Origin of the sequence: Candidatus Koribacter versatilis Ellin345 (genome assembly GCF_000014005.1) — a bacterium.
Classification (GTDB): Bacteria; Acidobacteriota; Terriglobia; order Terriglobales; family Acidobacteriaceae; genus Korobacter; species Korobacter versatilis_A.
This window is the reverse complement of sequence record NC_008009.1, coordinates 3,951,404-3,974,900: the sequence shown is the minus strand read 5'-3', so window position 1 is coordinate 3,974,900 and position 23,497 is coordinate 3,951,404. Positions and strand designations below refer to the sequence as shown.

The following is a 23,497-nucleotide window of genomic DNA, read 5'->3' as shown; positions in this document are numbered from 1 at the left end:
GGCTCGAACGCGAGAGGCTTAGACCTCACCGCGGCGTTCGCAGACTCTTCGGGAATTATCGGCTGGGCGCGCTCAGTGCTTCTTGGCCGAAGTTTTGCGGTCGGACTTCGAGCGCTTACTCGCCGCCGCAGAAGAACCCTTCGCGAGCTTCACCCGTACCGGCGACTCGCTGGAGTGTTCCTCAAAGTGGGTGCTCCGCATCTTGGTGCCGCCTCCACAAGAAATTTGCGCATATTGTGCGGCCAAATCGCAGCGCGCGCAATTTGTTTTCTTGGTTCCGAAGGACTAGCGCCTCGTGGAGGGCGAGATGTGAGACCTCTACTCCGAGCGCAGGGTGGAAACCGGATCCGAAACCAGAGCGCGTTCGACAGGAATCGCGCCTGCAACGAGCGCGACGAAAATGAGCAATGCTGCCGTGGTGAGCAGCGGCGTGAGAGTGGCAGCGGAGACACCGTAGAAACTCTGTCGGACCACGCCAATCACTTCGAATCCGAACACTCCACCCAGGATTGCTCCAGCGAGGACCGCCGCGGAGGTATGCCTGAGCATCGTGTGGTACACGTGGCGTTTCTGCGCCCCCAGTGCCAGCCGAATGCCAATCTCCTTTATGCGCCGCTCAACGCCGATCGAAACCCCGCCGAAAATGCCGATCGCAGCGAGAATCAGAACGAAACTGCCGGCCATGGTGGCGAGTGTTGCGGTCAACCTCTCCTGCTGGATGAGGGACCTGCTTTCTTGCTCGAGTGGCGTGCTGTCGAGTACGAGGCGGGAATCGACCTCATCGGCTATCCGATCAGTTTCGCGTTGAAGCACTGCCAGCGGCCCTTGATAACGGATGTAAAACTGGCCAATGCCGGCGCAGGCGGTACCGCATTGTGCGACTGGCCTATAGATCACGTTCAGCGCGGGATCATTTGGTTTGCCATATTGCGCGTCGGCGGCAACTCCAACCACCGTCACCGATTCAGGGTTCGATTTACCAAGAGCCTGGCGGAAAGTGTAGGGACCCGCGACATTCTCATTGAAGAGTGCCAGGGCCGCGGTTCTGCTTAAGATTGCTACAGGATTTGTACCCTGGTCATCAGAGGCAGCGAAGTTGCGGCCGGATCTCACAGGAATGCGCAACGCCGGCAAATAACTGGGGTCGATGTACACCACGTACGCGAGGATCTGCTTCTCACGACCGCTCGCAGTCATGGTGGAGATGCGAACAGTGGAAGCATCGAGCAGCGGCTTGGTTCGCCCAATCGATACGATCGAGTGGTCTGCCGCGAGGTGCTGCTGCAGGCGCTGTGCTACAAGTTCATCTCGCGTCCCATCGGGTTCTTCACCGAGCCGCTGCACGTCGACACGCAACACGGAGCGCTGATCAAATCCGAGATCGGCAGACGAAAGATCCCGAACTGTTTTCACGAGTACGAGGGCGATCGCGACCATCGCCATCGAAAACGCAAACTGAATGGCCACAGAAAGCACGTCCGGTCCGATGCGACCGAAGGAATGGGAAGCGTCGGCGCGGTGCGGTTGAAGAGCGAATGGTTCACGAATCGCGCGGAGCGCCGGGAAGATTCCAATCAGCAACACCGAAAACAGCGTCATGCCGCACAAAAGGCAGAAGGACGCACCATCGACCCGCAGATCGAGATAGTGCGGATCGGTGTGCGACGAAACGGCGGCCATCAGGGTCCGGCCGCCCCCAAACGCCAACGGGATTGCAAGGAGCATGCTCGTTGCTACGATGACCAGCGTTTCGGTCATCAGCTGGGCGAACAGTCGACTGCGTGTGACGCCGAGCGCGTAGCGAGTGGCAAACTCGCGCTCCCGCGATGCAGATCGAGCCAAAGTCAGGTTCGCCAGGTTCAAGCAACCGACGAAGAAGAGAGCTCCCGTAAGGCAAAGCATAAGCTTTACGGCGTTCCCATAGCGATAGCGGCTGTCCGACGCGGCCCCCTTCGCCATGGGTCGCGCGATGAGAGACATCGTTGAAATCTTCCGGCGATAGGACTCCGAAGCATCATGCGGAATCGCGCTGTGGAGAATAGGTCGAGAGATCGCTTCCGTTTGAGCATTGGCTTGCTCTAGGGAGACTCCTGGACGAAGTCGCCCGAACATCGCAAGCGACGTAAACAGCGTACGCCACGTGGTGCCCTCAGGACGAAGTGACCGTTGCATCGCAAACGGGATCGCGATGTCAAACCCGTATCCGACATCCGTGCCGAAGAAGTCTTGCGGAGCAATGCCGACGATTTCGCAGGCCCGGCCATTTACAAAGACTTGCTGCCCGAGAGCGCTGTCAGATTTTTGGAAGCGGCGTCGCCAGAACGCGAAGCTTAGTATGCACGCCGGAGAGGCATTAGGGCGATCGTCTAGTTCGTTCAGCGCCCGGCCGCGGACGGGCGTGACTCCGAGTGCCTGGAAGTACGAGCCGGTTACATAAATCCCCGCGAGTTTTTGCGGTTGTGTGTTAGGAGTGGCGACCGAATATATATCTTCGCCAAACCCAGCCACCTTCGACAGCACAATTTGCCGCTCGCTGAACAGCCGCCAGACTTCGGGCGAATGCAGATTCACTTCGTCCGAACGTGCGATCTCAACGAGGCGGTCCGGTTCGTGAACGGGCAACTTGCGCAGAAGCAAAGCGTCCACAACCTGGAACATGGCGAATGTGCTGCCGATGCTGAGCCCCAGGCAGATGACGGCACAAAGCGTGAATGCCGGAGAGCGCAGCATGCGCCGCCAAGCGAGCCGGACATCCCCGGCAATTGCTTCACTGACCGACCATAGAGCGCGGGATACTCGGTACACGAAGGCAGTGTACCCGAAGTTCCCCGGGAAACGGCCTATGGAACCTACACTGGCATTGGCGCTCTTACCTGCTTCGCTTTCTCATACACCCGCACATATTCTTTCGCCGCGGTATTCCACGAGAAGTCGCGGGCCATGCCGTTGCGCATGAGTTTTTGCCACGCGGTTTTGTCTTTGAAGAGTTCGAGTGCCTTGCGGACGGTGTCGAGCATGTCTTCGCCGGAGTATTCGACGAACTTGAAACCTGTGCCGCGGTTGGTGATAGGGTCCCAATTTTCGATGGTGTCATCGAGCCCGCCGGTGGCGCGGACAATCGGCACCGTGCCGTAGCGCAGGCTGTAGATCTGGTTCAGCCCGCAGGGTTCGTAGCGCGAGGGCATCAAGAACATATCGCTGCCGGCTTCGATTTTGTGGGCGAGCGCATTGTCATACGCGACGCGCACCGCGAACCGGTTCGGATACTGTTTGCTCAGGCGGCGCATCAAATCTTCGTAGGTTTTATCTCCCGAACCGAGCACGACGAAGATCGCTTCCTCGCGCGCCAGGCGATCGCCAACTTGCTGGATGAGATCGAAGCCCTTCTGTGCCGCAAAGCGCGAGACGATTCCAACGACTGGCAGTTTCGTCTCGGGTAGGCCGAATTCGCGCAGCAGGTCGGCTTTGTCCTGGGCTTTAGCGGCGAGGCTGTCGGCCGAGAATTTCGCGGCGATAAAGCGATCGGTTTCCGGGCTCCACTCGCTGTAATCCACACCGTTAAGGATTCCTGCAACTGTCCCGGAACGCCCGCGCAGCACGCCTTCCAGGCCAAAGCCGTACTCCGCAGTCTGGATCTCGAGCGCGTAGCGGCGGCTCACGGTAGTGACGAAGTCGGCGTAAACCAGCGCCCCCTTCAGGAAGTTGACCTTGCCGTAAAACTCCATCTTCGTCAGCGTGAACAGGTCCCACGGCAGCATGAGCAGCGGCAGGATTTCTCCGGGGAAGAGTCCCTGGTATCCCATGTTGTGAATCGTGAATACGATCTTCGCGTGGTCGAAGGCCGGGTCCTCGGCGTACAACGTGCGCAGCAGTACGGGGATCAGCGCAGATTGCCAGTCGTGGCAATGGAAAATGTCGGGGACGCCGAGGATCTTCGAGCCCTCAATCACGGCGCGCGAGAACAGCGCAAAGCGTTCGGCGTTGTCGTGGTAATCGCCGATCGGTGTGCCGTATAGCGCGTCGCGATCGAAGTAGGCCGGGTAATCCACGAAGTAGAACTGCACGCCGTCAATCATCCCGCCGTCCACAATGGAGCAGAAGCGGTATTGGTCGTCGAAGGGAACGGTGATGCTGCGGACCGCGGTCTTCGGATTTTCAAGCTTCGTATTGCGATATAAAGGCGTATAAACCGAAACCTTGTGGCCGAGTGCAGCCAGTGCCCGCGGAACTGCGCCTACAACGTCGGCTAGCCCCCCGGTCTTGGAAAATGGAACGCATTCCGATGCCGCGAATGCGATGTGCATGCACCCTCCCCTTTATCAGCCCTGGCCCGGTTCGCGCCTATGCAACCTCTTAGGATAAATTCATAGGAAGTAAAGATGTCCGCGGCCTACCGCTTATAACCCGTAAGAAGTACCGAACGAAGTCTAATTCTGGCGCAGGAGAGACGCAAACTTGCCGAAGATGGCTGCTGAAAAGAATTCCAAACCGGCAAAGAAAGCCAAGCTGGGGCAGAACTTTTTGTCCGACGCGAGCGGCGCCCTCAAGATCGTCGAGGCGCTCGGCGACATCTCGGATGCGACCGTCGTCGAGATCGGCCCGGGACGCGGCGCAATCACCGATCACCTCGCGAAACGAGCCAAACGGCTGATCGCGGTAGAGATCGATCGCGTGCTGGCAGCGCAGCTACGTCTGCGTTACTCGCGGCTAGAAAACGTAGAAATTCTCGAAGCCGACATTCTCGCCGTCGAACTCTCGACGGTGCTGGCGCAGCGCATCGGGCCGCTTCGCGACCTCCGCCCCACCAAGCCGGAGAAGGTGCGGATTATCGGCAACCTGCCCTACTACATCACCTCCGACATCCTGCTGCGTCTGTTCGAAGCGCACGCGCTGATCGATTTCGCGGTGATCATGGTGCAGAAGGAAGTGGCGGACCGAATTGCCGCCAAGCCCGGTACCCGCGATTACGGCCTGCTCTCGGCGACGTCGCAACTGTACACGCACGTTGAGAAGCTTTTCACGCTGCCGCCGGGATCGTTCAATCCAGCGCCGCAGGTGCACTCGACCGTGTTGAAGCTCCAGATGGAGCCGAAACTCGAAGCGCTTGGCGTGGACGAAGAGGGCTTCGACTCATTCCTCAAGCTCATCTTCGGGCAAAAGCGAAAGACGCTCTTCAATAACCTGCGCGTGGCGTATGACATGGCGAAAGCGCGCGAGGCTATGAAGGCCGTGGGACTGAAATCCGACGTTCGCGCGGAGGCCGTTGCGCTGGAGAAGACAGCGCAGTTGTACAACGAACTCCGCAAGGGATAGGGGATGTCAGAGTTTAGAAAGATCGCAATTGTCAGCGAGTTGCCGCCTCTCGGAGAAGGACGAGAGTTTGTGGTTGAACAGCGCACCATCTGTATTGCCAACGAAAACGGCAAGTACGTCGCGATGAACAATGTTTGCGCGCATCGCGGCGGCCCGCTCGGCCAGGGCGTGGTAGACGAGGGGAAGATGGTCTGCCCGTGGCATGGCTGGCAATTCGATCTCGTGACCGGCAAGAGCGAGCAGAGTGCCACCCTCGGTGTCGATGTCTACGAGCTGAAAATCGAAGGCGATGACGTGCTGGTGAAGATCTAGCGATGAGCCCGGCGACTCATCTCCTGGCTGCAGGAGTGCTTGCCGGGTTCTCGCGCCTCGATCATCGCGGGCGCGTGGCCGTCATGATCGCGGGAGTCATCCCTGACATCGACGGACTTGGCGTGGTTCCGGAGTTATTTACGCGGCACAGCGCGCATCCGCTGCTGTGGTTTTCCGAATTCCATCATCAGCTGCATACGCTGCTGTTCGCGATCATCGTCACGCTCGTCGCGGTGGCGTTCTGCGGCGAACGACTGAAGACCGCGCTATTCGTGCTTGCGAGTTTTCATCTGCATCTGCTTTGCGACCTGATCGGCGCACGTGGCCCGGATGGCGATTCCTGGCCAATTCCATACTTCGCCCCATTCACGCAGGCCCATGCCTGGACGTGGTCTGGCCAGTGGCCGTTGAATGGCTGGCAGAACTTCGCGATCACCGGACTCCTGCTGGTCGCGACCTTCTGGCTCGCGGTGCGCAATGGCAACTCCGTCGTGGAGTTGTTCTCAACCCGCGCCGATGAACGGTTCGTCGGCACGCTGCGCGGCCGGCTACGTTCGGCTTAGGCTCTGAGATAATGCCGACATGGACGGCGCACAACACATCCAGGTCAGCGCAGACGACGCGAACATTCGCCTGGATCAATATCTCGTCTCGCATCTCCCCGACGTCTCACGCGCTCGCGTACAGGCGCTGATCGACGACGAAAAGATCCTGGTAGACGGAAAGTCCTCCAAGCCGTCCTATAAGCTGCGCGGAAGCGAAGTGATCGATGTCGTCGGCGAATATCAGCCGCCGCCGTTGCGCGCGATTCCCGAAGATATTCCGCTCGATGTGGTGTACGAAGACGATGATCTCGCGGTCATCAACAAGCCGGCAGGAATGATGGTGCATGTTGGCGCTGGTGCAACGGAGGAAGAGCGTAATCGCGGGACGCTGGTGAATGCGCTGCTGTATCGGTTCCGAGCGCTGTCAGAAGTCGGCGGCGACATGCGGCCCGGTATCGTTCACCGCTTGGACAAAGAGACCAGCGGACTGATCGTGGTTGCGAAGAACGACGTTGCGCACCGCAAGCTCGCGGAACAGTTTTCCTCGCGACGGGTTCATAAGAAGTACGTGGCTCTGGTGCATGGATGGCCGAAGAAACTGAAGGGAACCATCAACCTGCCGATCGCGCGCGACATGTCGCGCCGCACGCGGATGACGACCCGCGGGTCAGGTGGACGCGATGCGCTGAGCCACTACGAAGTGAAGGAGAAGATCGAGTCTCCGTACGGCAAGTTCGCGCTGGTCGAGGTGAAGATCGAGACCGGCCGCACCCACCAGATCCGCGTGCATATGGCCAGTTTGGGCCATCCGGTGGTGGGCGACACGCTCTACGGTGCGCCGGGTGAGTTGCGGGTTACGAAGGCGTTGAAAGGGATGCCATCGAAGATGGCGTCCCTGGAGCGAAATTTCCTCCACGCGGCAGAAATCGAATTGCAGCAGCCCGCAACGGGAAAAGCACTGCGTTTTGTAACCAAAGTTCCAGCGGCACTAGAGGATTTCGCTGAGACATTGCGGCATCCGGAAGTACGCGGGACGTAGTCCGAAGGTGACCTCGGATTCACCGGAACCAACGTGGTGCTCAGCTTATAATGACTGATATCGCATGAGACCCAGCTTGTTCTTGGCCATTCTTGGGACGGCAGTTTTGGCCGTCGCGCAACAACCGGCGGAACTTCCTTCGGCGCCTTCGGCTACGCTGCAACAGCAGCAGCAAAAGGACGCGGCTGCACAGGCGGCAGCGAATCCTGCACCGCAGCAGTCCTCGTCGCCTGCGTTACCGCTTCCGGCGATCCCGAAAGACGCTCCGTCAGCCCCGGCCCCCAAGCCCCCTACCCCACAGAACGATGCCAAGGCCGACACGCCTTCCGACGACCAGGCCATCACCAAGATCGTTGTCGGTGTGAACGAAGTGAACGTCATCTTTACGGTGACCGACAAGCGCAATCGCTTCGTGAAGGACCTCAGCCAGCCCGACTTCAAGTTTGTTGACGATGGCAAGCCAGTCGCCTCCATCCGCGACTTCCGCAAGGAAACGAACCTGCCGCTGCGCGTCGGCTTGCTGATTGACTCCAGCAACTCGATTCGCGACCGTTTCAAGTTCGAGCAGGAATCGGCGATCGAATTCCTGAACCAGATCATTCGTCCCAAGTTCGACAAGGCGTTCGTCATCGGCTTCGATACCACAGCCGAAGTAACCCAGGATTTCACCGACGACACCGACCTTCTCGGTAAAGGTGTACGCATGCTGCGTCCGGGCGGCGGTACCGCCATGTACGACGCGATCTACTACGCCTGCCGCGACAAGTTGCTGAAGGAGAATGGCAACACCGCCATGCGCAAGGCGATGATCCTGCTCAGCGACGGTGAGGACAACCAGAGCCGCGTCACCCGGGAAGAAGCGGTCGAGATGGCACAGCGCGCGGAAGTCATCATTTACGCGATTTCCACCAACACCAGTGGCCTGAAGCTGCGCGGCGACAAAGTGCTCGAGCGCTTCGCTGAGGCAACGGGCGGACGCGCCTTCTTCCCCTTCAAGATTTCCGACGTAGCGAACGCCTTTTCGGAAATTCAGGACGAATTGCGCAGCCAGTATGCGGTGTCGTACGTGCCCGCCGACTTCAAGAAAGACGGTCACTATCGCGCGATCGAGATTGCGGCCGACAACAAAAAGTACAAGGTCCGCGCGCGTAAAGGCTACTACGCTCCGAAAAACTAGCTGAATTGGAAGCATTGCGACGGCGGCGCGAAGGCGTCGCCGTTTCGCTTTATGCAGCTACCCGATGCGGCTTACCTTTATCTTCTTTTTGCTTCTTCCGCTGCGCCCGCTTGAAGTGGTAGAGCGCGAACAGTCCGCCAGCAACGCCCAGCACAATCGCAAAAATCAGCAGCGGCTTGTAATAGCGGTTCATTACGCGGATGAGCGAATGACCGTAGAGAGAAGCAAAGTAGGCGATCAGCGCGTAACGGATGGTGCGCCCAATCGCGACGGCGGCGAGGAATTTCTTCAGCGGATACTGCAATGCTCCCGCAGTCATGAGAAATGCCGACATCGGGACCGGAGGTGGAGCGACGGCACCGAGCAACAGCGATAAGAATCCGTATTTCTCGAAGACCGAGTACACCTTCTTCGCGCGGCCCTCTCCAATTTTCTTTTCGAGTGTTTCTTTGCCGCCCTTTGCGCTCAACCGATACGTGAAGTAGCTGGCAATCACCGATCCCACCAGCGCCATCAGCGCGTAGTACCACCACAGCTCTTTGTGAGAGCTGGCAAGAATGATGAGCAGCACGTCCATGCTGCCGGGCACTGGAACAGGCGAGTTATCCACCTGCGCGAGCAGCAGCAGGCCCGGCCCGCCCAGGCGGTGCAACCAGTGCATGAGCGCCTGCGAACTGGAGACAAGGAGCATCATTCCTGCCTCAGTTAGAAGCAGAAAATGAGCTACTCGCGCTGCCAGTCCGTGTAAATAGTCGTGAAGCAGCGCCCCAACAGGCTATTTCGAGAACCAGTTGTGAGCGGGAAGAAAACGCAGCTCGGGCGCCTTTTCGATCAGTTTCAGCTCTTCGCAATACTGAAAGAACAGGGCCAGTCCTTCTAGGTTCTCGGCATCGAGATGGTAATCAATGTTGTGGGTGAGGTACTCGTGAACATCGCGTTCCGAGATGCCGATCTTTGGCGACCACTCGCGCGCGAGCTCGTCCACGTGCTCCGGCTTCAGGCCGTTGTCGCGCGAGCGTTGGAAGATCTCCACCACCTTTGTCGCGTGATCATTGCCGGTGAGCGCGGCCATGCGGATCGCCCACACCGCAAACACGAATGGCTTGCCGGTGAACTTCTTCCACTCGGTTGCAAGGTCATACACGTGGTATCCAGCGGTCTTAGCGCGGAGCGCCGGATCGCCAATCAGCAGCCCGGCATCGCACTTCGCGAGCATCTGGTCGAGGTCGGGCGGGTGGGAAATAAAGCTGCGTTCACCGTCCCAGAATTTCGAGAACAGCACCCGCGTCAGGTTCACGCTAGTGCGCGACGACGTATCAAGCGCCACGCTTTTGATCTGTTCCACCGGCACTTTGCTGATCAGCAGGATCGACCGCACCACTCCTTTCGTGGCGATTGCAATATCGGGAATCAGCACGAGATTCGGTATCAGCGCGTAGGTAAACACCGGAATGATCCCAATATCCGCGCTGCCCTGGCGCAGTTCTTCTGCACATTGTGCGGGCAGCGTGTAGTGCACATCGAAGCCCGTCCCGACGTTGCCGTGCGCGAAGTCCCACATTAGCGGTGCTGTATTCAGGAAAGAAATTGCGGAAACTCTAAGTTGAGCCATTGACCCTCTGGGCAAACGGACGATTCTAGCAAACTGGGGCCTCGCGTGACTGTCGTTGAACCCACCACTTCCAACCGCCAGCGCCAATGGCTGGCGCTCTCGCTCACTCCACAACTCGGTCCCACGCGCGGACGGCGCCTCGTCGAACACTTCGGCGATGTCGAAAGAATCTTCCGCGCCTCTCTGACGGAACTTGAAGCTTCTGGATTGCCCGCAGCCTCCGCGCAATCGATCGCACTGGGAAAGTCGTACGAACTGGCGGAAGACGAGATGGTGAAGACCGCGCAGGCCGGCGCGAAGATCGTAGCCATTGGCGATCCTGAATATCCGCCGCGATTGATGGAGATTTACGATCCGCCACTGGCGCTGCGGGTGCGCGGTGATGTGAGCATCCTGAGCAAGCCGGGGATGGCAGTGGTAGGCACCCGGCACCCCACGCCCTATGGCCTGGGGATGGCCGAGCGGCTCTCCTGCGACCTTGCGGCACGTGGCGTCATCATATTAAGTGGGTTGGCGCGCGGAGTGGATACCGCTGCCCACCGTGGGACGATAAATGCCCGCGGAAAGACCGTCGCAGTCTTCGGCACCGGCGTGGATGAAATCTATCCGCGCGCGAACAAGAAGCTGGCCGAACAGATCGTCGAATTTGGCGGCGCATTGATCAGTGAGTTCCCGACGGGAACATTTCCGGCGCCTCAGAATTTCCCTATCCGCAACCGGATCATCAGCGGGCTCTCGGTCGGTGTACTCGTGATCGAAGCCGGTGAATACAGCGGTACGCGTATCACCGCGCGTTGCGCGCTGGAGCAGTGTCGCGAGGTGTTCGCAGTCCCCGGCAATGTGACCAACAAGCTTTCGTGGGGGCCGAATACACTCATCAAGCAGGGCGCGAAGCTCGTTGCCACGTGGGAAGATGTGTGGGAAGAACTGGGCAGCGACATCCGTTTGCAGATACCGCCGCCTGAGGCGCTTGCGACCGAAACGCCCCAGGCAGCATCTCTATTCGACCAGCACGAAATGCCGGCTCAAGAACGCAAAGTGTACGCGTTACTGCGTGCGGACGAATCGATGCACATTGATGAATTGATCGAAAAGCTGGATGGACGGCTGTCTTCGGCAGAGATATTTTCGGCATTATTTGAACTGGAAATGGCGAGCAAAATCAGGCAGATGCCCGGAAAATACTACGTTCGTAGCATGTAGCGTTTTTTGCTGCTGGTCTGAATCCGTGCTAGTTTCTTGGAAAGTGTCTCTCGCACCTTATTTAATTCTGCTGCATCTGTTGCAATCGTAAAAGAGGAAGAAGGAAACATTGGCAAAGGGATTGGTAATCGTTGAATCGCCGGCGAAGGCGAAGACGATTCAAAAATATCTCGGCAAAGGATACGAGGTCGAAGCCTCGCTCGGTCATATCAAAGACCTGCCGAAAAAAGGCCTCGGCGTCGATATCGAAAATAACTTCGACACCGAGTATGTGGTTATCCCGGGCAAGGAAAAAGTTGTCGCCAAGCTGAAGAAGCTGGCGAAAGACGCTGACGCCATCTACCTCGCGCCTGACCCGGACCGCGAAGGCGAAGCCATTGCTGCGCACCTTGCCGAGGAACTTGGCGACGGCGACGGTAAGAAAAAGAAGAAGACCGACAGTAAGCCGTTCTATCGCGTAACCTTCAACGAAATCACGAAAAAGGCCGTCCAGGAAGCCTTCGCGAAGCCTCGCGAAATTGACCGCAACCTCGTGGATGCGCAGCAGACGCGCCGCATTCTCGACCGTCTCGTGGGTTTCCAGGTCTCCCCGCTGCTGTGGGACAAAGTCCGCCGTGGCCTCTCCGCCGGACGGGTGCAAACCGTCGCACTGCGACTGATCGTCGAACGTGAGCGCGAAATCAAGGCGTTCGTCTCCAAAGAATATTGGACGATCGACGCCCACCTGCACGGGCAGAAGCCGCCGGATTTCGACGCGCGCTTCACCGGTATTGACGGCGAGAAGCTCGAAGTCGGCAACGAAGAAGAGTCGAAGAAGATTGTCGATCAACTGGACAATGCCGAGTGGTCGGTACGTTCGGTTGATAATCGCGAGCGTCGCCGCAACGCGGCAGCGCCGTTCACCACCAGCAAGTTCCAGCAGGATGCCTCGCGCAAGCTGGGAATGAGCGTGAAGCGCGCGATGATGATCGCGCAGCATTTGTATGAAGGCGTGGAACTCGGCGAAGAGGGTACGGTCGGCCTCATTACTTATATGCGTACCGACTCCACCCGCGTTTCCAATGAAGCGCTGACCGAAGTACGCGAACTGATCGGCACCAGCTACGGCCCGCAGTTCCTGCCGGAATCGCCCAACGTTTATAAGCAGAAGAAGGATGCGCAGGGCGCGCACGAAGCCATTCGCCCTTCGTCCGTTGCCCATACGCCCGATGATCTGAAGGCCTATCTCAAAGACGATGAGATGAAGGTCTACAAGTTGATCTGGCAGCGCTTCGTCGCTTCGCAGATGGCGCCTGCGGTCTTCGATCAGACCACGGTGGACATTGATGCCAAGGCCGATCGCACCTACAACTTCCGCGTGACCGGTTCGGTCCTCAAGTTCGAAGGTTTCCTCAAGGTTTACGAGGAGTCGAAGGAAGGCAAGGACGAGGAAGATGATGCGCTGAAGCACAAGCTGCCGCCGCTCGTCGAGGGCCAGACGCTCACGCTGAAGGCGATCAAGCCGGAGCAGCACTTCACCGAGCCGCCACCGCGTTACAACGAGGCGTCGCTCGTGAAGGAACTGGAAGAGCAGGGAATCGGGCGGCCTTCCACGTACGCCGCCATTCTCAGCACCATCCAGGACCGTGGCTACGTGCAGAAGACGCCAGGCCGCGGAGGCAAGTTCTTCCCAACTGAAATCGGCATGGTCGTCACCGACCTGCTGGTCGCCAACTTCAAAGACATCTTCGACACCAAGTTCACGTCGCGGATGGAAGAAGAACTCGACGAAGTGGAAGACGGCCAGAAAAAGTGGACCGACACGCTGAAAGAGTTTTACGACAAGTTCGAAACCAACCTCGACTATGCGCAGAAGCACATGGAAAACATCAAGCGCATGGAGAAGCCCACCGACGAAAAGTGCGAGCGTTGCGGCTCACCACTCGTCATCAAGTGGGGCAAGCACGGTTCGTTCTATGCGTGCAGTTCGTACGACAAGAAGGACCCGAACAGCTGCACGTTCACCAAGGAAAATCCGATCGACCTGCCCGACCTCGACACCGCCGATGTGCAGGAGACCGAGCAGGAAGAGTACTGCGAGAACTGCGGGCGCGGAATGGTGCTGAAGCGCGGGCGCTTCGGTCAGTTCATGGCTTGTACCGGCTATCCGGAGTGCAAGACCACGCGGCGCCTCGACCAGGCCAAGAAGATTCCCGATGTTCCGCTCGATGAGAAGTGCCCGGAATGTACGCGGCCTCTCGTACTACGACATGGACGCTTCGGCGAGTTCGTCTCGTGCAGCGGCTATCCGGAGTGCAAGTGGATCAAGCAGAACTTCGTGGGCGTGAAGTGTCCGCAGTGCAAGGAAGGCGAGATCGTCGAGAAGAAGGCGCGTCGCGGCAACTTCTTCTACGGCTGTGCCCGCTATCCCAAGTGCGATTTCACGTCGGCCAACAAGCCGGTGGCGCAGCCGTGCCCGAAGTGCGGCAGCGAGTATGTGCTGGAGAAAAAGCTGAAGTCCGGTACCTACCTCACCTGTCCGAACAACAAGGCGACCGCGTCGGAAGAGCCCAAGCGTCGCGGCAAGAAGAAAGCAGCAGAGACCGAGAACGCCGTGAAATGTGACTACTCGGTGAAAATCGCGGAACCGGAAAATACCGATGAGCCGGAAAAGTCCGCGGACGTAGCGTAAAATCAGGGTCGCCTTTCCGGCGGCCCTTTTCCATTCCAACCCATATCCAAGAGGTGCTCGATGTCCGATGATTTTGGCAAAGCTACGCATGCAGATGCAGAACTAGTACTGAAGCTCTACGATCTTCGTCGCGAACCGGTGATGCGCGATGCCCGCAAATTTTTCGGCGGCTTTAATCCGCAATCGGCGGACGAGATCATCGCTCTCATCCAGGCGCAGACGCCCGAGAACGCTTATTTCCGGCAGGTAACCTCCTTCTGGGAAATGGCCGCAACCCTCGTGCATCACGGCGCGCTGAATGAGGGCCTGTTCCTCGATACCCAGGGCGAGCTGTTTTTCGTCTACGCCAAAATCGCTCCGTACCTGGCAGAAGTGCGCGAGAAGCTCGACAATCCGCATTTGATGGCGCAGTCCGAAAAGCTCATCAACCATACGGAACTGGCGCAACAGAAGCTGGCCGCGTTTACCGAACGACTGAAGAAAATGGCCGCTCGCCGCGCTCAGGCTGCCAAACAATAATCTGGGTGCAATGAATACTGTGGGTGCCCCACCCTTCCGGCTTCAGGCGGAGGGTGGGAATCCAAGAACCCTTTGCTCGACTCATGAAACAGGTCTATCTCTTCCACGGAAAAGGTGGCTCGCCCAAGGGCACGGTCGCGAAGATCGAGCCACTGCTCCGCGAAGTTCACGCCGGATTTATCTACCATCGGATCGTGCTGCCGCACCACGATCCCAATGTCGCGGCGGAGAAATCTGTCGAATATCTCCAGGATTTCAGTGTGCCGCCGGGTGCATGGCTTATCGGCATCAGCCTCGGCGGACTCGTCGCCGCAAAGCTGCAAGAGTTGGGTCGCGAAGATCTGCACGTTGCCGCGATCAGTTCTCCAACCTGGGCAGATGGCGTGCGCCTCGAACAGAAGCCGGAGAAGCGGGTCGCGATTTACTCGTCCAACGATGAAGTTATCGCCCCGCGAACCGCCGACTGGCCGACCCTTGCGGAGGCCTACAACTTCGCATGGCTCACCCACGATACCGACGCGCACAAAGAGCGCCTCTGCAAGCTGCTCAATTTGTGGTTGGAAGGGAAGCCACCCGCCGAAGCGGCTCAGTCGCTGTAAGGATCGCGCAAATACCCTTCGACTGCGAAGTCCTCGCCGAAGCGGTGCAGTTCGAGATTGCGCAAATACGCGGCCTCATCCATGCGGGCGTATCCCGGTCCCAGTGCGAACGGGACGGCATTGCCGCCACCGAGAATCTTCGGCGCGTAATACAAGAAAACTTTGTCCACGATGCCCGCAGCCAACGCAGCCCAGTTCACCGCCGCGCCGCCTTCAACGATGAGGCTATTCAACTCGCGCGCGCCTAGTCGTTCCACGACGGCATTCAAATCCGGACGCCCGCCGGCAACGGCAACTCCACCGGGTTCGTTCTTCGCGAGCGGCACTTGTTCCACTTGAATGCCGCGTTCTTCCAGCGCCGCGCGCTTCTTCTCTTCCGCAAATGAGCAGAAGACGAGCACATCATGATGCGCGGTCTTCACCAGCCGCGAATCCAGTGGCAGCCGCAATTGCGAATCAAGCACCACGCGCAGCAGCGGACGCCGCCGTGGCAGCCCCGTGCGATCGGTGAGCAGCGGATTATCGCTGACCACCGTGCCTACGCCGATCATGATGGAGTCCGCTGCATGGCGCAGCTCCTGCACGTGTGCGCGCGCGATCTCGCTGGTGATCCATCCCGGCTGCGAGAAGCCGATATCGGTCACTTCGGCAGGAGGCGGCGCGATTTTGCCGTCAAGCGTCATCGCGGCCTTCAGCGTCACCAGCGGCAGCCCAGTGCGGATGCGTTTGGAGAAGCCTTCGTTCAACTTGCGCGCGTAGTCAGCGAAAACGCCCACGAGCAGTTCGACTCCGGCCTCGCGCAACTTCGCGAAACCGCGCCCAGCGACCAGCGGATTCGGGTCCGGCATCGAGCACACCACGCGCTTGATTCCCGCGGCGATCACCGCATCCGCGCATGGCCCGGTGCGGCCCTCGTGCGAACACGGTTCCAAGTTCAAGTAGAGCGTGGCGCCGCGCGCAGCGTTTCCCGCTTGTTCCAGCGCGAGAACTTCCGCGTGCTTCAGGCCGTCGTACATGTGAAAGCCTTCGCCGATAACTTCGCCATCGGCGTTGACAACCACGGCTCCGACGCGCGGATTCGGCGAAGCCATGGCAATGCCCTTGCTCGCGAGTTCCAGCGCACGCAGCGTGAAGCGCTCATCGGGGCTGGCGTTGATAGAGATCATGCGCGGCGCGTAATCAGGCAAACAGCGACTCCACGAAGTCATTCGCGTTGAACGGCAGGATGTCGCCAATCTTTTCGCCGACGCCAACGTAGCGTACCGGCAGTCCAAGCTCGCGCGAGATCGCGACCACCACGCCGCCCTTGGCAGTGCCGTCGAGCTTGGTCAGCACGATGCCCGTCACGCCCGCGGATTCGGTGAACAATTTCGCCTGCTGCAATCCGTTCTGTCCGGTGGTCGCGTCCATCACCAGCAGAACTTCGTGCGGCGCCGACGGAATGAATTTCTGCGCGGTGCGCTTCATCTTTTCCAGCTCAAGCATCAGGTTCTGCTTCGTATGCAGACGTCCGGCGGTATCCACGATGACGTAATCCACCGCGCGTGCCTTCGCGGCCTGTAGGGCGTCGAAGAGCACGGCCGAGGGATCACCACCCGGCTTAGTCTTGATCACCTCCACGCCCGTGCGCTCGCCCCAAACTTCGAGCTGGTCGATGGCGGCGGCGCGAAACGTATCAGCCGCGCAGAGCAGAACTTGCTTTCCCTGTGCGCGAAGCAGATTCGAGAGCTTGCCAATCGTCGTCGTCTTGCCCGTGCCGTTCACGCCGACAACCAGGATCACCTCAGGTGGCTGGTCCACTGTGCGCACCGGAGATTTCGCGGCAGCTTCATTCAGCAGCCGCAGGATCTCCGCCTTCAACACGCCTTTGATCTCGTCGGTGCTCTGCACCTGCTTGCGGTCAACTTTATCCTTCAGCGCCTGCAGCACTTCCGCCGTCGTAACCGAGCCGAGGTCGGCGGCGATGAGCGTCAGTTCCAGCTCGTTGAGGGTGTAATCGTCAATTTCCGGCCGGACGCCGACGGCGTCTTCAATGCGCTCCGTGAGGCTCTCGCGGGTGCGAGTCACCGCCTCCTTCATGCGCTGGAATAAGCCGGATGGTTTTTTCTCTTCGTCGAGACTGCCGAACAGTGTCTGAATCATGAATGCACCGTAGAAATGCGCAAAAGACCATTATAGAGACGCGGCGGGAGAAAGGCTCGGGGCAGGGCTCTAGATGCGCTCGGTATCCACGAGCAGTGCAGCCTCGCGGTGGCCGGCAACGGGAAGAGGTGCAGCAGCCGCCATGGCGACAGCAGGCATCGGCACATCGCGCTTCACGTGCACCTGCCCGCGTTGGAAGACCGCGGTAAATGCCGCTACACAGCGAGGATCGAACTTGGTGTTCGCCAGCGAGTTGATGATGCGCACCACGTACTCCGGATCGGCAGCCGCCTGGTAGGGACGGTTGGTGGTCATGGCATCGAAGGTATCGGCCACCATGATGATGCGCGGCATCAGCGGGATCTGGTCGCCCTTCAGTCCGTAGGGATAGCCGCGGCCGTCGAGCGATTCGTGGTGGAGTTCGATGCCCGGGATCATGTCGGCCAATTGCGTGACCGGACGCAGGATGATGGCGCCCTTGGTCGTGTGGGTCTTCATGATCTCGAACTCTTCCGGTGTGAGCGCGCCCGGCTTTTTCAAGATGCGGTCTTCGATACCGATCTTACCCACGTCGTGAAGCTGCGCCGAAATGCGGATCTTCTCGACTTCTTCAGTGCTTAAGCCCATCTCGGTCGCGATGAGAACGGAATAGCGCGTCACGCGATCGGAGTGACCGCGAGTGTACGGGTCCTTTTCGTCGACTGCGCCGGCGAGCATTTGGATCGAGCTCAAGAACAGTTGACGGTTCTCTTCGGCGGCACGCTTCAGGTCTTCAATGTGCCGTTCGATTTCGTCCGTCATGCTGTTGAACGTATTCGCGAGTTCGCCGATTTCCGTTCGCGTCACCAGTTCCACGCGACGGCTGAAATCTCCGCGCGCAATGGCGCGGCTGGATTGCGTGAGCACGTCGAGAGGCGTGGTGATGCGGCGCGCCGCCCAGATCGAAATCACCAGCGACATCAGCACCGCGAGAATTGCCAGCAGGCGTGCGCTGCGCTGCATCTCGTAAATGCCCTGGTAGGCCTCGCTGGTCTGCTTCTGCGCGATCACCGCCCAGTTCAACGATTGCACCGGGCTGTACGTGCCCAGCATCTCGATTTTCTTGCCCTCAACGCTCATGTTGAATTCGTGGGTCGCGGCGAGACGTCCGCCTTCTTCCACGAATGCTTTTACCAGTTCAATCGACGTCATGTCCTGGCCGATGGCGTAGCTGCGCTCGGCGCCGGCAATCAGGCGGCCGTGGCTATCCACCACGTAGGCAATCAGGCCGCCATGGCTTACTTCCTGCAACCGGTTGAGCAGGTAATCGAGGTCAACTACGGCCGAGATCAGTCCGATGAACGTATCGCCGATCATGATCGGACGGGTCACCAGCATCACGGTGTGGGTATCGTCGCCGGTGCCCACTTGCAGGGCCTGCCCTGTATAGGCTTGCCCTTCCTTGGCCAGGTCGAAGCCCTTCTTCATTTCGCGCTGCAGGAATTCGTCGGGAACAATGCGGCCGGCGGTCACGCCCTTGGCTTCGCTGTTCAGGATCGTGGCATACGCCACGTCGCCGCCGCTGGAGACAAAGTTCTCAAGCAGCGCGCGCATTTCGGGCGAAGCTATCGTGGCGTCGTCGAGATTGCCGCCGCTGTTTATCTGCACGGCGGTCGAAAGGTTCTGGAGCATCATCTGCAGATTGCGCTGGCGCTGCGAGGCGTCGTCAGCGAGTGAACGCGTGACGGTGTTCTGCAGAAGCATTTCGTTGGTCTTCAACCGGTCACGGTTGATCGCGACGACCCGCGCATAAAAGTACATCGGGATGACGCTCACGGCGAGGAGCGCCCCGAGGATCAGGTACAGAATGGGGATGCGCTGCGGAAGGAAGCGCTTCAACCCAGTCGCGATTTCGGAGTCATGCATTCAGCAAGGGCCTATCTGTGTGCGCAAACAGATTTCCACAACCCGCTCTGTCGAGCGGCTTTTGAGGGGAGGATGGTGGAAACAGAGTAGCGGAAACCGCCTTGGCCGCCAAGTACGAACTAGTACATGTCCGCTGGGAAACTGATGATGTAACAGGGGTTAGGGTGGATAGATTTTGAGTCGCACGGCCCCTCTCGACCGTCGAATGGATTTGCCGTAACCCTATGCAAACCTGTACAACTGCAAAGTTCATGAAATTGTCCCTGGATCGCACACGCCCGTTCGTCGCTGGTTTGCTGGCCCTCTGCCTGGCCTCCCCTTCGGCCCTACTCTCCCAGTCTGCTGCTCCGCCCGCGCCGGAAGCCAAAGTTGTTGATGAGCTTGCGCCTTTGCCCCAGGACGATGGCCGTCTCGGCCTCGAACTGCTACTCAAGCGCCTGAAGACCACCGCGCGCTTGATGCACACCACCGCTCATCCCGACGACGAAGATGGCGGTATGCTCACCCTCGAATCGCGCGGCAAGGGTTACGACGTTACCCTGATGACCCTCACCCACGGCGAGGGCGGCCAGAACAAGACCGGCAGCAATCTCTTCGACGAACTTGGCGTGCTCCGCGTCCTCGAACTGCTGGAGAGCGATAAATATTACGGCGTCCACCAGCGCTTCAGCATGGCCGCTGATTTTGGCTTCAGTAAGAGCCCGCAGGAGTCGCTGGAGAAGTGGAAGGACGGCGGCAAGCCCGGCTACATCCCGCTGCGCGACATGGTGCGCGTCATCCGAACTTTCCGTCCTGACGTCATCGCCCAGCGCTTCCAGGGCTCCGAGCGCGACGGCCACGGCCATCACCAGGCGTCGGGCATCATCACCAAGGAAGCGTTCCGCGCCGCCGCCGATCCCAAGCAATTTCCGGAACTCAACCTTCCGCCGTGGCAGGCTAAAAAGCTCTACATGGACAACGTCCGCGATGGCGAGGAGTACACGGTCGCCTTCGATACCGGCGCGGAAGACCCCGCCCTCGGCATGAGCTACGTGCAGTTCGCGATGAAGGGCCTGAAGCACCAGCTCTCGCAAGGTGCCGGCGCATGGAACGTCGATCCCGGCCCGCACATCACGCGGTACAAGCTGATTGACTCAGAGTTGCCGCAACCCAAAGCCGGCGAGCACGAAAAAGATTTCTTCGACGGCATCGACACCTCACTGCCCGCGCTCGCCGATCGTCTCGGCGCGGATGAGAACAGAGTCCCATGGCTGAAGCCCGGTTTGGAAGAAGTTGCGAAACTGATTGACCAAGCCAGTGAAGCCGAGAAGAAGGACATGGAGAGCGCGGCGGCGCCGCTGAGCGCAGCCGCTCAAAGCCTGAGTGCGCTGCGGACAAGGATCGAAAATAGTCCGCTCGACGATGCATCGCGTCGTGACTTACTTTCGCGCGTGGATGAAAAGCGGCAGCAGGTGCGGAAAGCGGAGGCGCTCGCACTGGGGTTGAAAGTCAAAGTAACCACACTTGCGGAAATGGCCGGAAAACCTTCCGTCACCCGCGGAACTCGCGTTCCGGTGGATGTCGCGATTGAGAATGGCGGGTCGCAAGCGTTGCAGTTTCAGCTAGCCGATGTCGAGGATCCTGCGGCCGCCAAGCGGGCGGTGAAGTCGCTTGCCATCGCGGCCCATGGGCATTCAAGCGTGGTTGCCGAGAACGTCGCGCGCGAGCCGCTCACCAAGCCCGGGTTCCACCGTGATAATCCGGAGGTTGACTCGTTCTACGAAAGCTCGGACGCTGATCCCACGATCCCGTTCTCGGCCGGACCGCCGACCGTCTGGGTGTCTTATCGCGCGGAGGGAAGCAAAGCCGCGATCGATGGCTCCCAGGAAGTTCCAGTAGAGACCGCGATCCATCAGCCTGACGGCACCACCCGCCTCCGCCCCCTGGCAATCGCTCCGAAGTTTTCGGTGCTAATCGAGCCCAGCACCCAGACGGTTCCCACCACCGCCAAAGACGCCCGCAAGATCGACGTCCACGTGCGCAGTATCGCCGGCGGCCCTGCCAAAGGCACGCTGAAACTCCTCGTCCCCTACGCGTGGCGTGCGACGCCGCTGCAACAGGCCATCGACTTCAGCAAGTACGGCGAAGAGAAGACTGTCTCGTTCCAGGTCACGCCCGGCGAACTCTCCGAGCACAAGGCGAAGATCGAAGCCGTGTTCGAGAGTGAAGGGAAGAGGTACACCGAGGGCTACACCACGGTGGAGCGCGAGGACCTCGGCACCTACTACTACTACCAGCCTTCGGTGCAGAAGATCAGCGAGGTCAAGGTCGCGACGCAGCCGGGCCTGAAGGTCGGCTACATCATGGGCGCCGGTGACGACATCCCGACCGCGCTGCAGCAGATCGGCGTGGACGTGGCAACGATCACGCCTGAAGAACTCGCGAGCGGCGACCTCTCGAAGTATGGGACCATCGTCGTCGGCATTCGCGCCTACGACACGCGTGACGATGTGAAGCAGCACAACGATCGCCTGCTCGAATTCGTGAAGAATGGCGGCACGCTCATCGTGCAATACAACGCCGGCGTCGCGGACTTCAACGCCGTCAAGCTGCCGCCGCAGACCGGACCGGTGCCACCCAAGATGGACCCCAATTCGCCGATCCCCGGAAAGTACGTGCCGTATCCGGCGGAGCTGAGCCGCGACCGAGTGAGCGTGGAAGACGCGAAGATCACGGTGCTCGAGCCGCAGAACGCGATCTTCCATTCGCCGAACGAGATCAAGCCCACCGACTTCGACGGCTGGGTGCAGGAGCGCGGCCTCTACTTCATGGACCGCTGGTCGCCGGAGTATCACGCGCTGCTCGAGTGCCACGACCCGAACGAGCCCGAGCGCAAGGGCGGCCTGCTCGAAGCGAAGTACGGCAAGGGGACGTACATCTACACCGGCTACGCGTTCTTCCGGCAATTGCCGGTGGGCGTGCCCGGCGCGGTGCGGCTGTTCGTCAACCTGCTGAGCGCAGGGCATGAGCAACACTGAGCGCTCGCAGCATGATGACGAGCACCTCGTCCGCGGGCTGAGCCTGGGCGGCGCGACTGCGCTCAATATGATCGACGTGATCGGCATTGGGCCGTTCATCACGATCCCGCTGATCATCAGTGCCATGGGCGGCCCGCAGGCGATGCTGGGCTGGATCTTCGGCGCGCTGCTCTCGCTTTGCGACGGCCTCTGCTGGGCCGAACTCGGCGCCGCCATGCCGGGCTCCGGCGGCAGCTATCGCTACCTCAACGAAATTTACGGTCGCCAGAAATGGGGACGCCTGCTCTCGTTCCTCTTCATCTGGCAGCTCTCGTTCTCGGCGCCGCTTTCCATCGCATCAGGATGTATTGGCTTCTCGCAGTATGCGAGCTACTTGAAGCCGAGCCTCGAACACGCATGGATCTCGCATCCGCGCTTCATGGTTGGGCCGGTGACGGTGATGTCGATTGCGACGGTCATCGTGGTCGTCTTCCTGCTCTATCGCGGCGTAGTGCAGATCGAAAAGATCTCGAAATTTCTCTGGGTCGGCGTGATGGGAACCATGGCGTGGATCATCTTCGCCGGGCTCACCCACTTCCAGCCGTCGCGCGCGTTCGATTTTCCGCCGGGCGCGTTTACGCTCTCGCACAATTTCTTTCTCGGTCTTGGCGCGGCGATGCTGATCGCTACCTACGATTTCTGGGGCTACTACAACATCGCGTTTCTTGGCGGCGAGGTACGCGACCCGGAGCGCAATATCCCGCGCGCGATGCTGTATTCCATCGTGATTGTCGGCGTGCTCTACGTGGTGATGAACATCAGCATCCTCGGCGTGATGCCGTGGCGCGAGTTGGCGCAGACCGCGCAATCGAACACGCGGTATTACATCGTCGCGACCATGATGGAGCGCCTCTACGGCCACTGGGCCGGGGTGCTGGTGGCGCTGCTCATCATGTGGACGGCGTTTGCCTCGGTGTTCTCGCTACTGCTGGGCTATTCACGCGTTCCCTACGCGGCAGCGCGCGATGGCAACTACTTCAAGCCCTTTGCGCGCATCCATCCCACGCAGAAGTTTCCGACCGTGTCGTTGCTGGTGCTGGGTGGCGTGGCGATTCTTTGCTGCTTCCTGCGACTAGCCGATGTCATCGCGGCGCTGGTGGTGATTCGCATCCTGCTGCAGTTCGTGGTGCAGATCCTCGGGCTGCTGTATTGGCGTTGGTCGCGGCCCGATGCGCCTCGTCCCTTCAAGATGTGGATTTATCCCGTTCCCGCAGTGCTGGCGCTGGTGGGCTTTATTTATGTACTATTCGTGCGCACCAATTCCTGGCAACAAGTTCGCTATGCAGTCGTAATCGTTGTCATCGGTCTCGCCATCTATCTTGTGCGCGCCTGGCGCAGGGGCGAATGGCCGATGCCGGGAAGATCCGCGGCCAGCGATGTCGCGGTGTAAGCTCCACCGGGCCC

19 protein-coding genes are annotated in these 23,497 nt (G+C 59.6%); 11 read left to right on the top strand and 8 right to left on the bottom strand.

From position 1 onward, the window contains the following. Nucleotides 1-72: 72 nt before the first annotated feature. From ACID345_RS27395 to glgA, 3 genes are all read right to left on the bottom strand, one after another. Nucleotides 73-201, bottom strand: coding sequence for a hypothetical protein (locus ACID345_RS27395; protein WP_266189985.1), 129 nt, complete (start codon nucleotides 199-201; stop codon nucleotides 73-75). 117 nt (nucleotides 202-318) lie between these two features. Continuing rightward, the gene (locus ACID345_RS17295; protein ID WP_041855819.1) at nucleotides 319-2,730 is read right to left on the bottom strand and encodes an ABC transporter permease; all 2,412 of its coding nucleotides are present in this window, start codon (nucleotides 2,728-2,730) and stop codon (nucleotides 319-321) included. Between the two features lie 119 nt (nucleotides 2,731-2,849). Continuing rightward, on the bottom strand, nucleotides 2,850-4,304 hold the full coding sequence (gene glgA, locus ACID345_RS17290; RefSeq protein ID WP_011524149.1) for a glycogen synthase GlgA: 1,455 nt from the start codon (nucleotides 4,302-4,304) through the stop codon (nucleotides 2,850-2,852). A gap of 151 nt (nucleotides 4,305-4,455) precedes the next feature. Here glgA and rsmA point away from each other — a divergent pair, with 151 nt between their 5' ends. The 5 genes from rsmA (at nucleotide 4,456) to ACID345_RS17265 (ending at nucleotide 8,386) form a co-directional block, all read left to right on the top strand. Then, nucleotides 4,456-5,313: a 16S rRNA (adenine(1518)-N(6)/adenine(1519)-N(6))-dimethyltransferase RsmA gene (gene rsmA, locus ACID345_RS17285; protein WP_011524148.1), complete on the top strand. Its 858-nt coding sequence runs from the start codon at nucleotides 4,456-4,458 to the stop codon at nucleotides 5,311-5,313. 3 nt (nucleotides 5,314-5,316) lie between these two features. Continuing rightward, on the top strand, nucleotides 5,317-5,625 hold the full coding sequence (locus tag ACID345_RS17280; protein WP_011524147.1) for a Rieske (2Fe-2S) protein: 309 nt from the start codon (nucleotides 5,317-5,319) through the stop codon (nucleotides 5,623-5,625). 2 nt (nucleotides 5,626-5,627) lie between these two features. Continuing rightward, nucleotides 5,628-6,188, top strand: coding sequence for a metal-dependent hydrolase (locus ACID345_RS17275; RefSeq protein WP_011524146.1), 561 nt, complete (start codon nucleotides 5,628-5,630; stop codon nucleotides 6,186-6,188). Between the two features lie 19 nt (nucleotides 6,189-6,207). Beyond that, the gene (locus ACID345_RS17270) at nucleotides 6,208-7,209 is read left to right on the top strand and encodes an RluA family pseudouridine synthase (protein WP_011524145.1); all 1,002 of its coding nucleotides are present in this window, start codon (nucleotides 6,208-6,210) and stop codon (nucleotides 7,207-7,209) included. A 64-nt stretch (nucleotides 7,210-7,273) separates the two neighbouring features. Next, nucleotides 7,274-8,386 carry a VWA domain-containing protein gene (locus ACID345_RS17265; protein ID WP_148210152.1) on the top strand — a complete coding sequence of 371 codons (1,113 nt, stop codon included), beginning with the start codon at nucleotides 7,274-7,276 and terminating at the stop codon, nucleotides 8,384-8,386. A 49-nt stretch (nucleotides 8,387-8,435) separates the two neighbouring features. On the opposite strand, the gene ACID345_RS17260 is transcribed toward ACID345_RS17265, so the two are convergent. Both ACID345_RS17260 and ACID345_RS17255 read right to left on the bottom strand, forming a co-directional pair. Then, nucleotides 8,436-9,080: a YqaA family protein gene (locus ACID345_RS17260; RefSeq protein WP_011524143.1), complete on the bottom strand. Its 645-nt coding sequence runs from the start codon at nucleotides 9,078-9,080 to the stop codon at nucleotides 8,436-8,438. 81 nt (nucleotides 9,081-9,161) lie between these two features. Further along, nucleotides 9,162-9,998 (bottom strand): menaquinone biosynthetic enzyme MqnA/MqnD family protein, encoded by an 837-nt coding sequence (locus ACID345_RS17255; RefSeq protein ID WP_011524142.1) that lies wholly within the window; start codon nucleotides 9,996-9,998, stop codon nucleotides 9,162-9,164. 45 nt (nucleotides 9,999-10,043) lie between these two features. Between ACID345_RS17255 and dprA the strand changes: the two genes are divergently transcribed. From dprA to ACID345_RS17235, 4 genes are all read left to right on the top strand, one after another. After that, the gene (dprA, locus tag ACID345_RS17250) at nucleotides 10,044-11,201 is read left to right on the top strand and encodes a DNA-processing protein DprA (protein ID WP_011524141.1); all 1,158 of its coding nucleotides are present in this window, start codon (nucleotides 10,044-10,046) and stop codon (nucleotides 11,199-11,201) included. Nucleotides 11,202-11,310: 109 nt separating this feature from the next. Continuing rightward, complete coding sequence (topA, locus tag ACID345_RS17245; RefSeq protein WP_011524140.1) at nucleotides 11,311-13,872, top strand: type I DNA topoisomerase; 2,562 nt, start codon at nucleotides 11,311-11,313, stop codon at nucleotides 13,870-13,872. A 60-nt stretch (nucleotides 13,873-13,932) separates the two neighbouring features. Beyond that, a complete protein-coding gene (locus ACID345_RS17240; RefSeq protein WP_011524139.1) occupies nucleotides 13,933-14,391 on the top strand; it encodes a DUF4760 domain-containing protein in 459 nt (152 codons plus the stop codon). Nucleotides 14,392-14,474: 83 nt separating this feature from the next. After that, nucleotides 14,475-14,990, top strand: a complete 516-nt coding sequence (locus ACID345_RS17235) for an alpha/beta hydrolase (protein ID WP_011524138.1) — start codon at nucleotides 14,475-14,477, stop codon at nucleotides 14,988-14,990. Here the strand turns inward: ACID345_RS17235 and ribD are convergent. The 3 genes from ribD to ACID345_RS25730 all read right to left on the bottom strand — a co-directional run bounded on the left by ribD (nucleotide 14,978) and on the right by ACID345_RS25730 (nucleotide 19,037). Beyond that, entirely contained in the window at nucleotides 14,978-16,177 is a 1,200-nt protein-coding gene (gene ribD, locus ACID345_RS17230) for a bifunctional diaminohydroxyphosphoribosylaminopyrimidine deaminase/5-amino-6-(5-phosphoribosylamino)uracil reductase RibD (protein WP_011524137.1), read from the bottom strand. The two genes, ACID345_RS17235 and ribD, sit on opposite strands and share 13 nt — an antisense overlap. Further along, nucleotides 16,170-17,132: a signal recognition particle-docking protein FtsY gene (ftsY, locus tag ACID345_RS17225; RefSeq protein ID WP_011524136.1), complete on the bottom strand. Its 963-nt coding sequence runs from the start codon at nucleotides 17,130-17,132 to the stop codon at nucleotides 16,170-16,172. The genes ribD and ftsY overlap by 8 nt, the downstream gene beginning before the upstream one ends. Before the next feature lie 69 nt (nucleotides 17,133-17,201). Continuing rightward, on the bottom strand, nucleotides 17,202-19,037 hold the full coding sequence (locus ACID345_RS25730) for an HD domain-containing phosphohydrolase (RefSeq protein ID WP_011524135.1): 1,836 nt from the start codon (nucleotides 19,035-19,037) through the stop codon (nucleotides 17,202-17,204). A 251-nt stretch (nucleotides 19,038-19,288) separates the two neighbouring features. On the opposite strand from ACID345_RS25730, the gene ACID345_RS17215 reads away from it, so the two are divergent. After that, on the top strand, nucleotides 19,289-22,054 hold the full coding sequence (locus tag ACID345_RS17215; protein ID WP_041855817.1) for a PIG-L family deacetylase: 2,766 nt from the start codon (nucleotides 19,289-19,291) through the stop codon (nucleotides 22,052-22,054). Next, on the top strand, nucleotides 22,041-23,483 hold the full coding sequence (locus ACID345_RS17210; RefSeq protein WP_011524133.1) for an APC family permease: 1,443 nt from the start codon (nucleotides 22,041-22,043) through the stop codon (nucleotides 23,481-23,483). Before ACID345_RS17215 ends, ACID345_RS17210 begins: the two co-directional genes overlap by 14 nt. Nucleotides 23,484-23,497 lie beyond the last annotated feature (14 nt).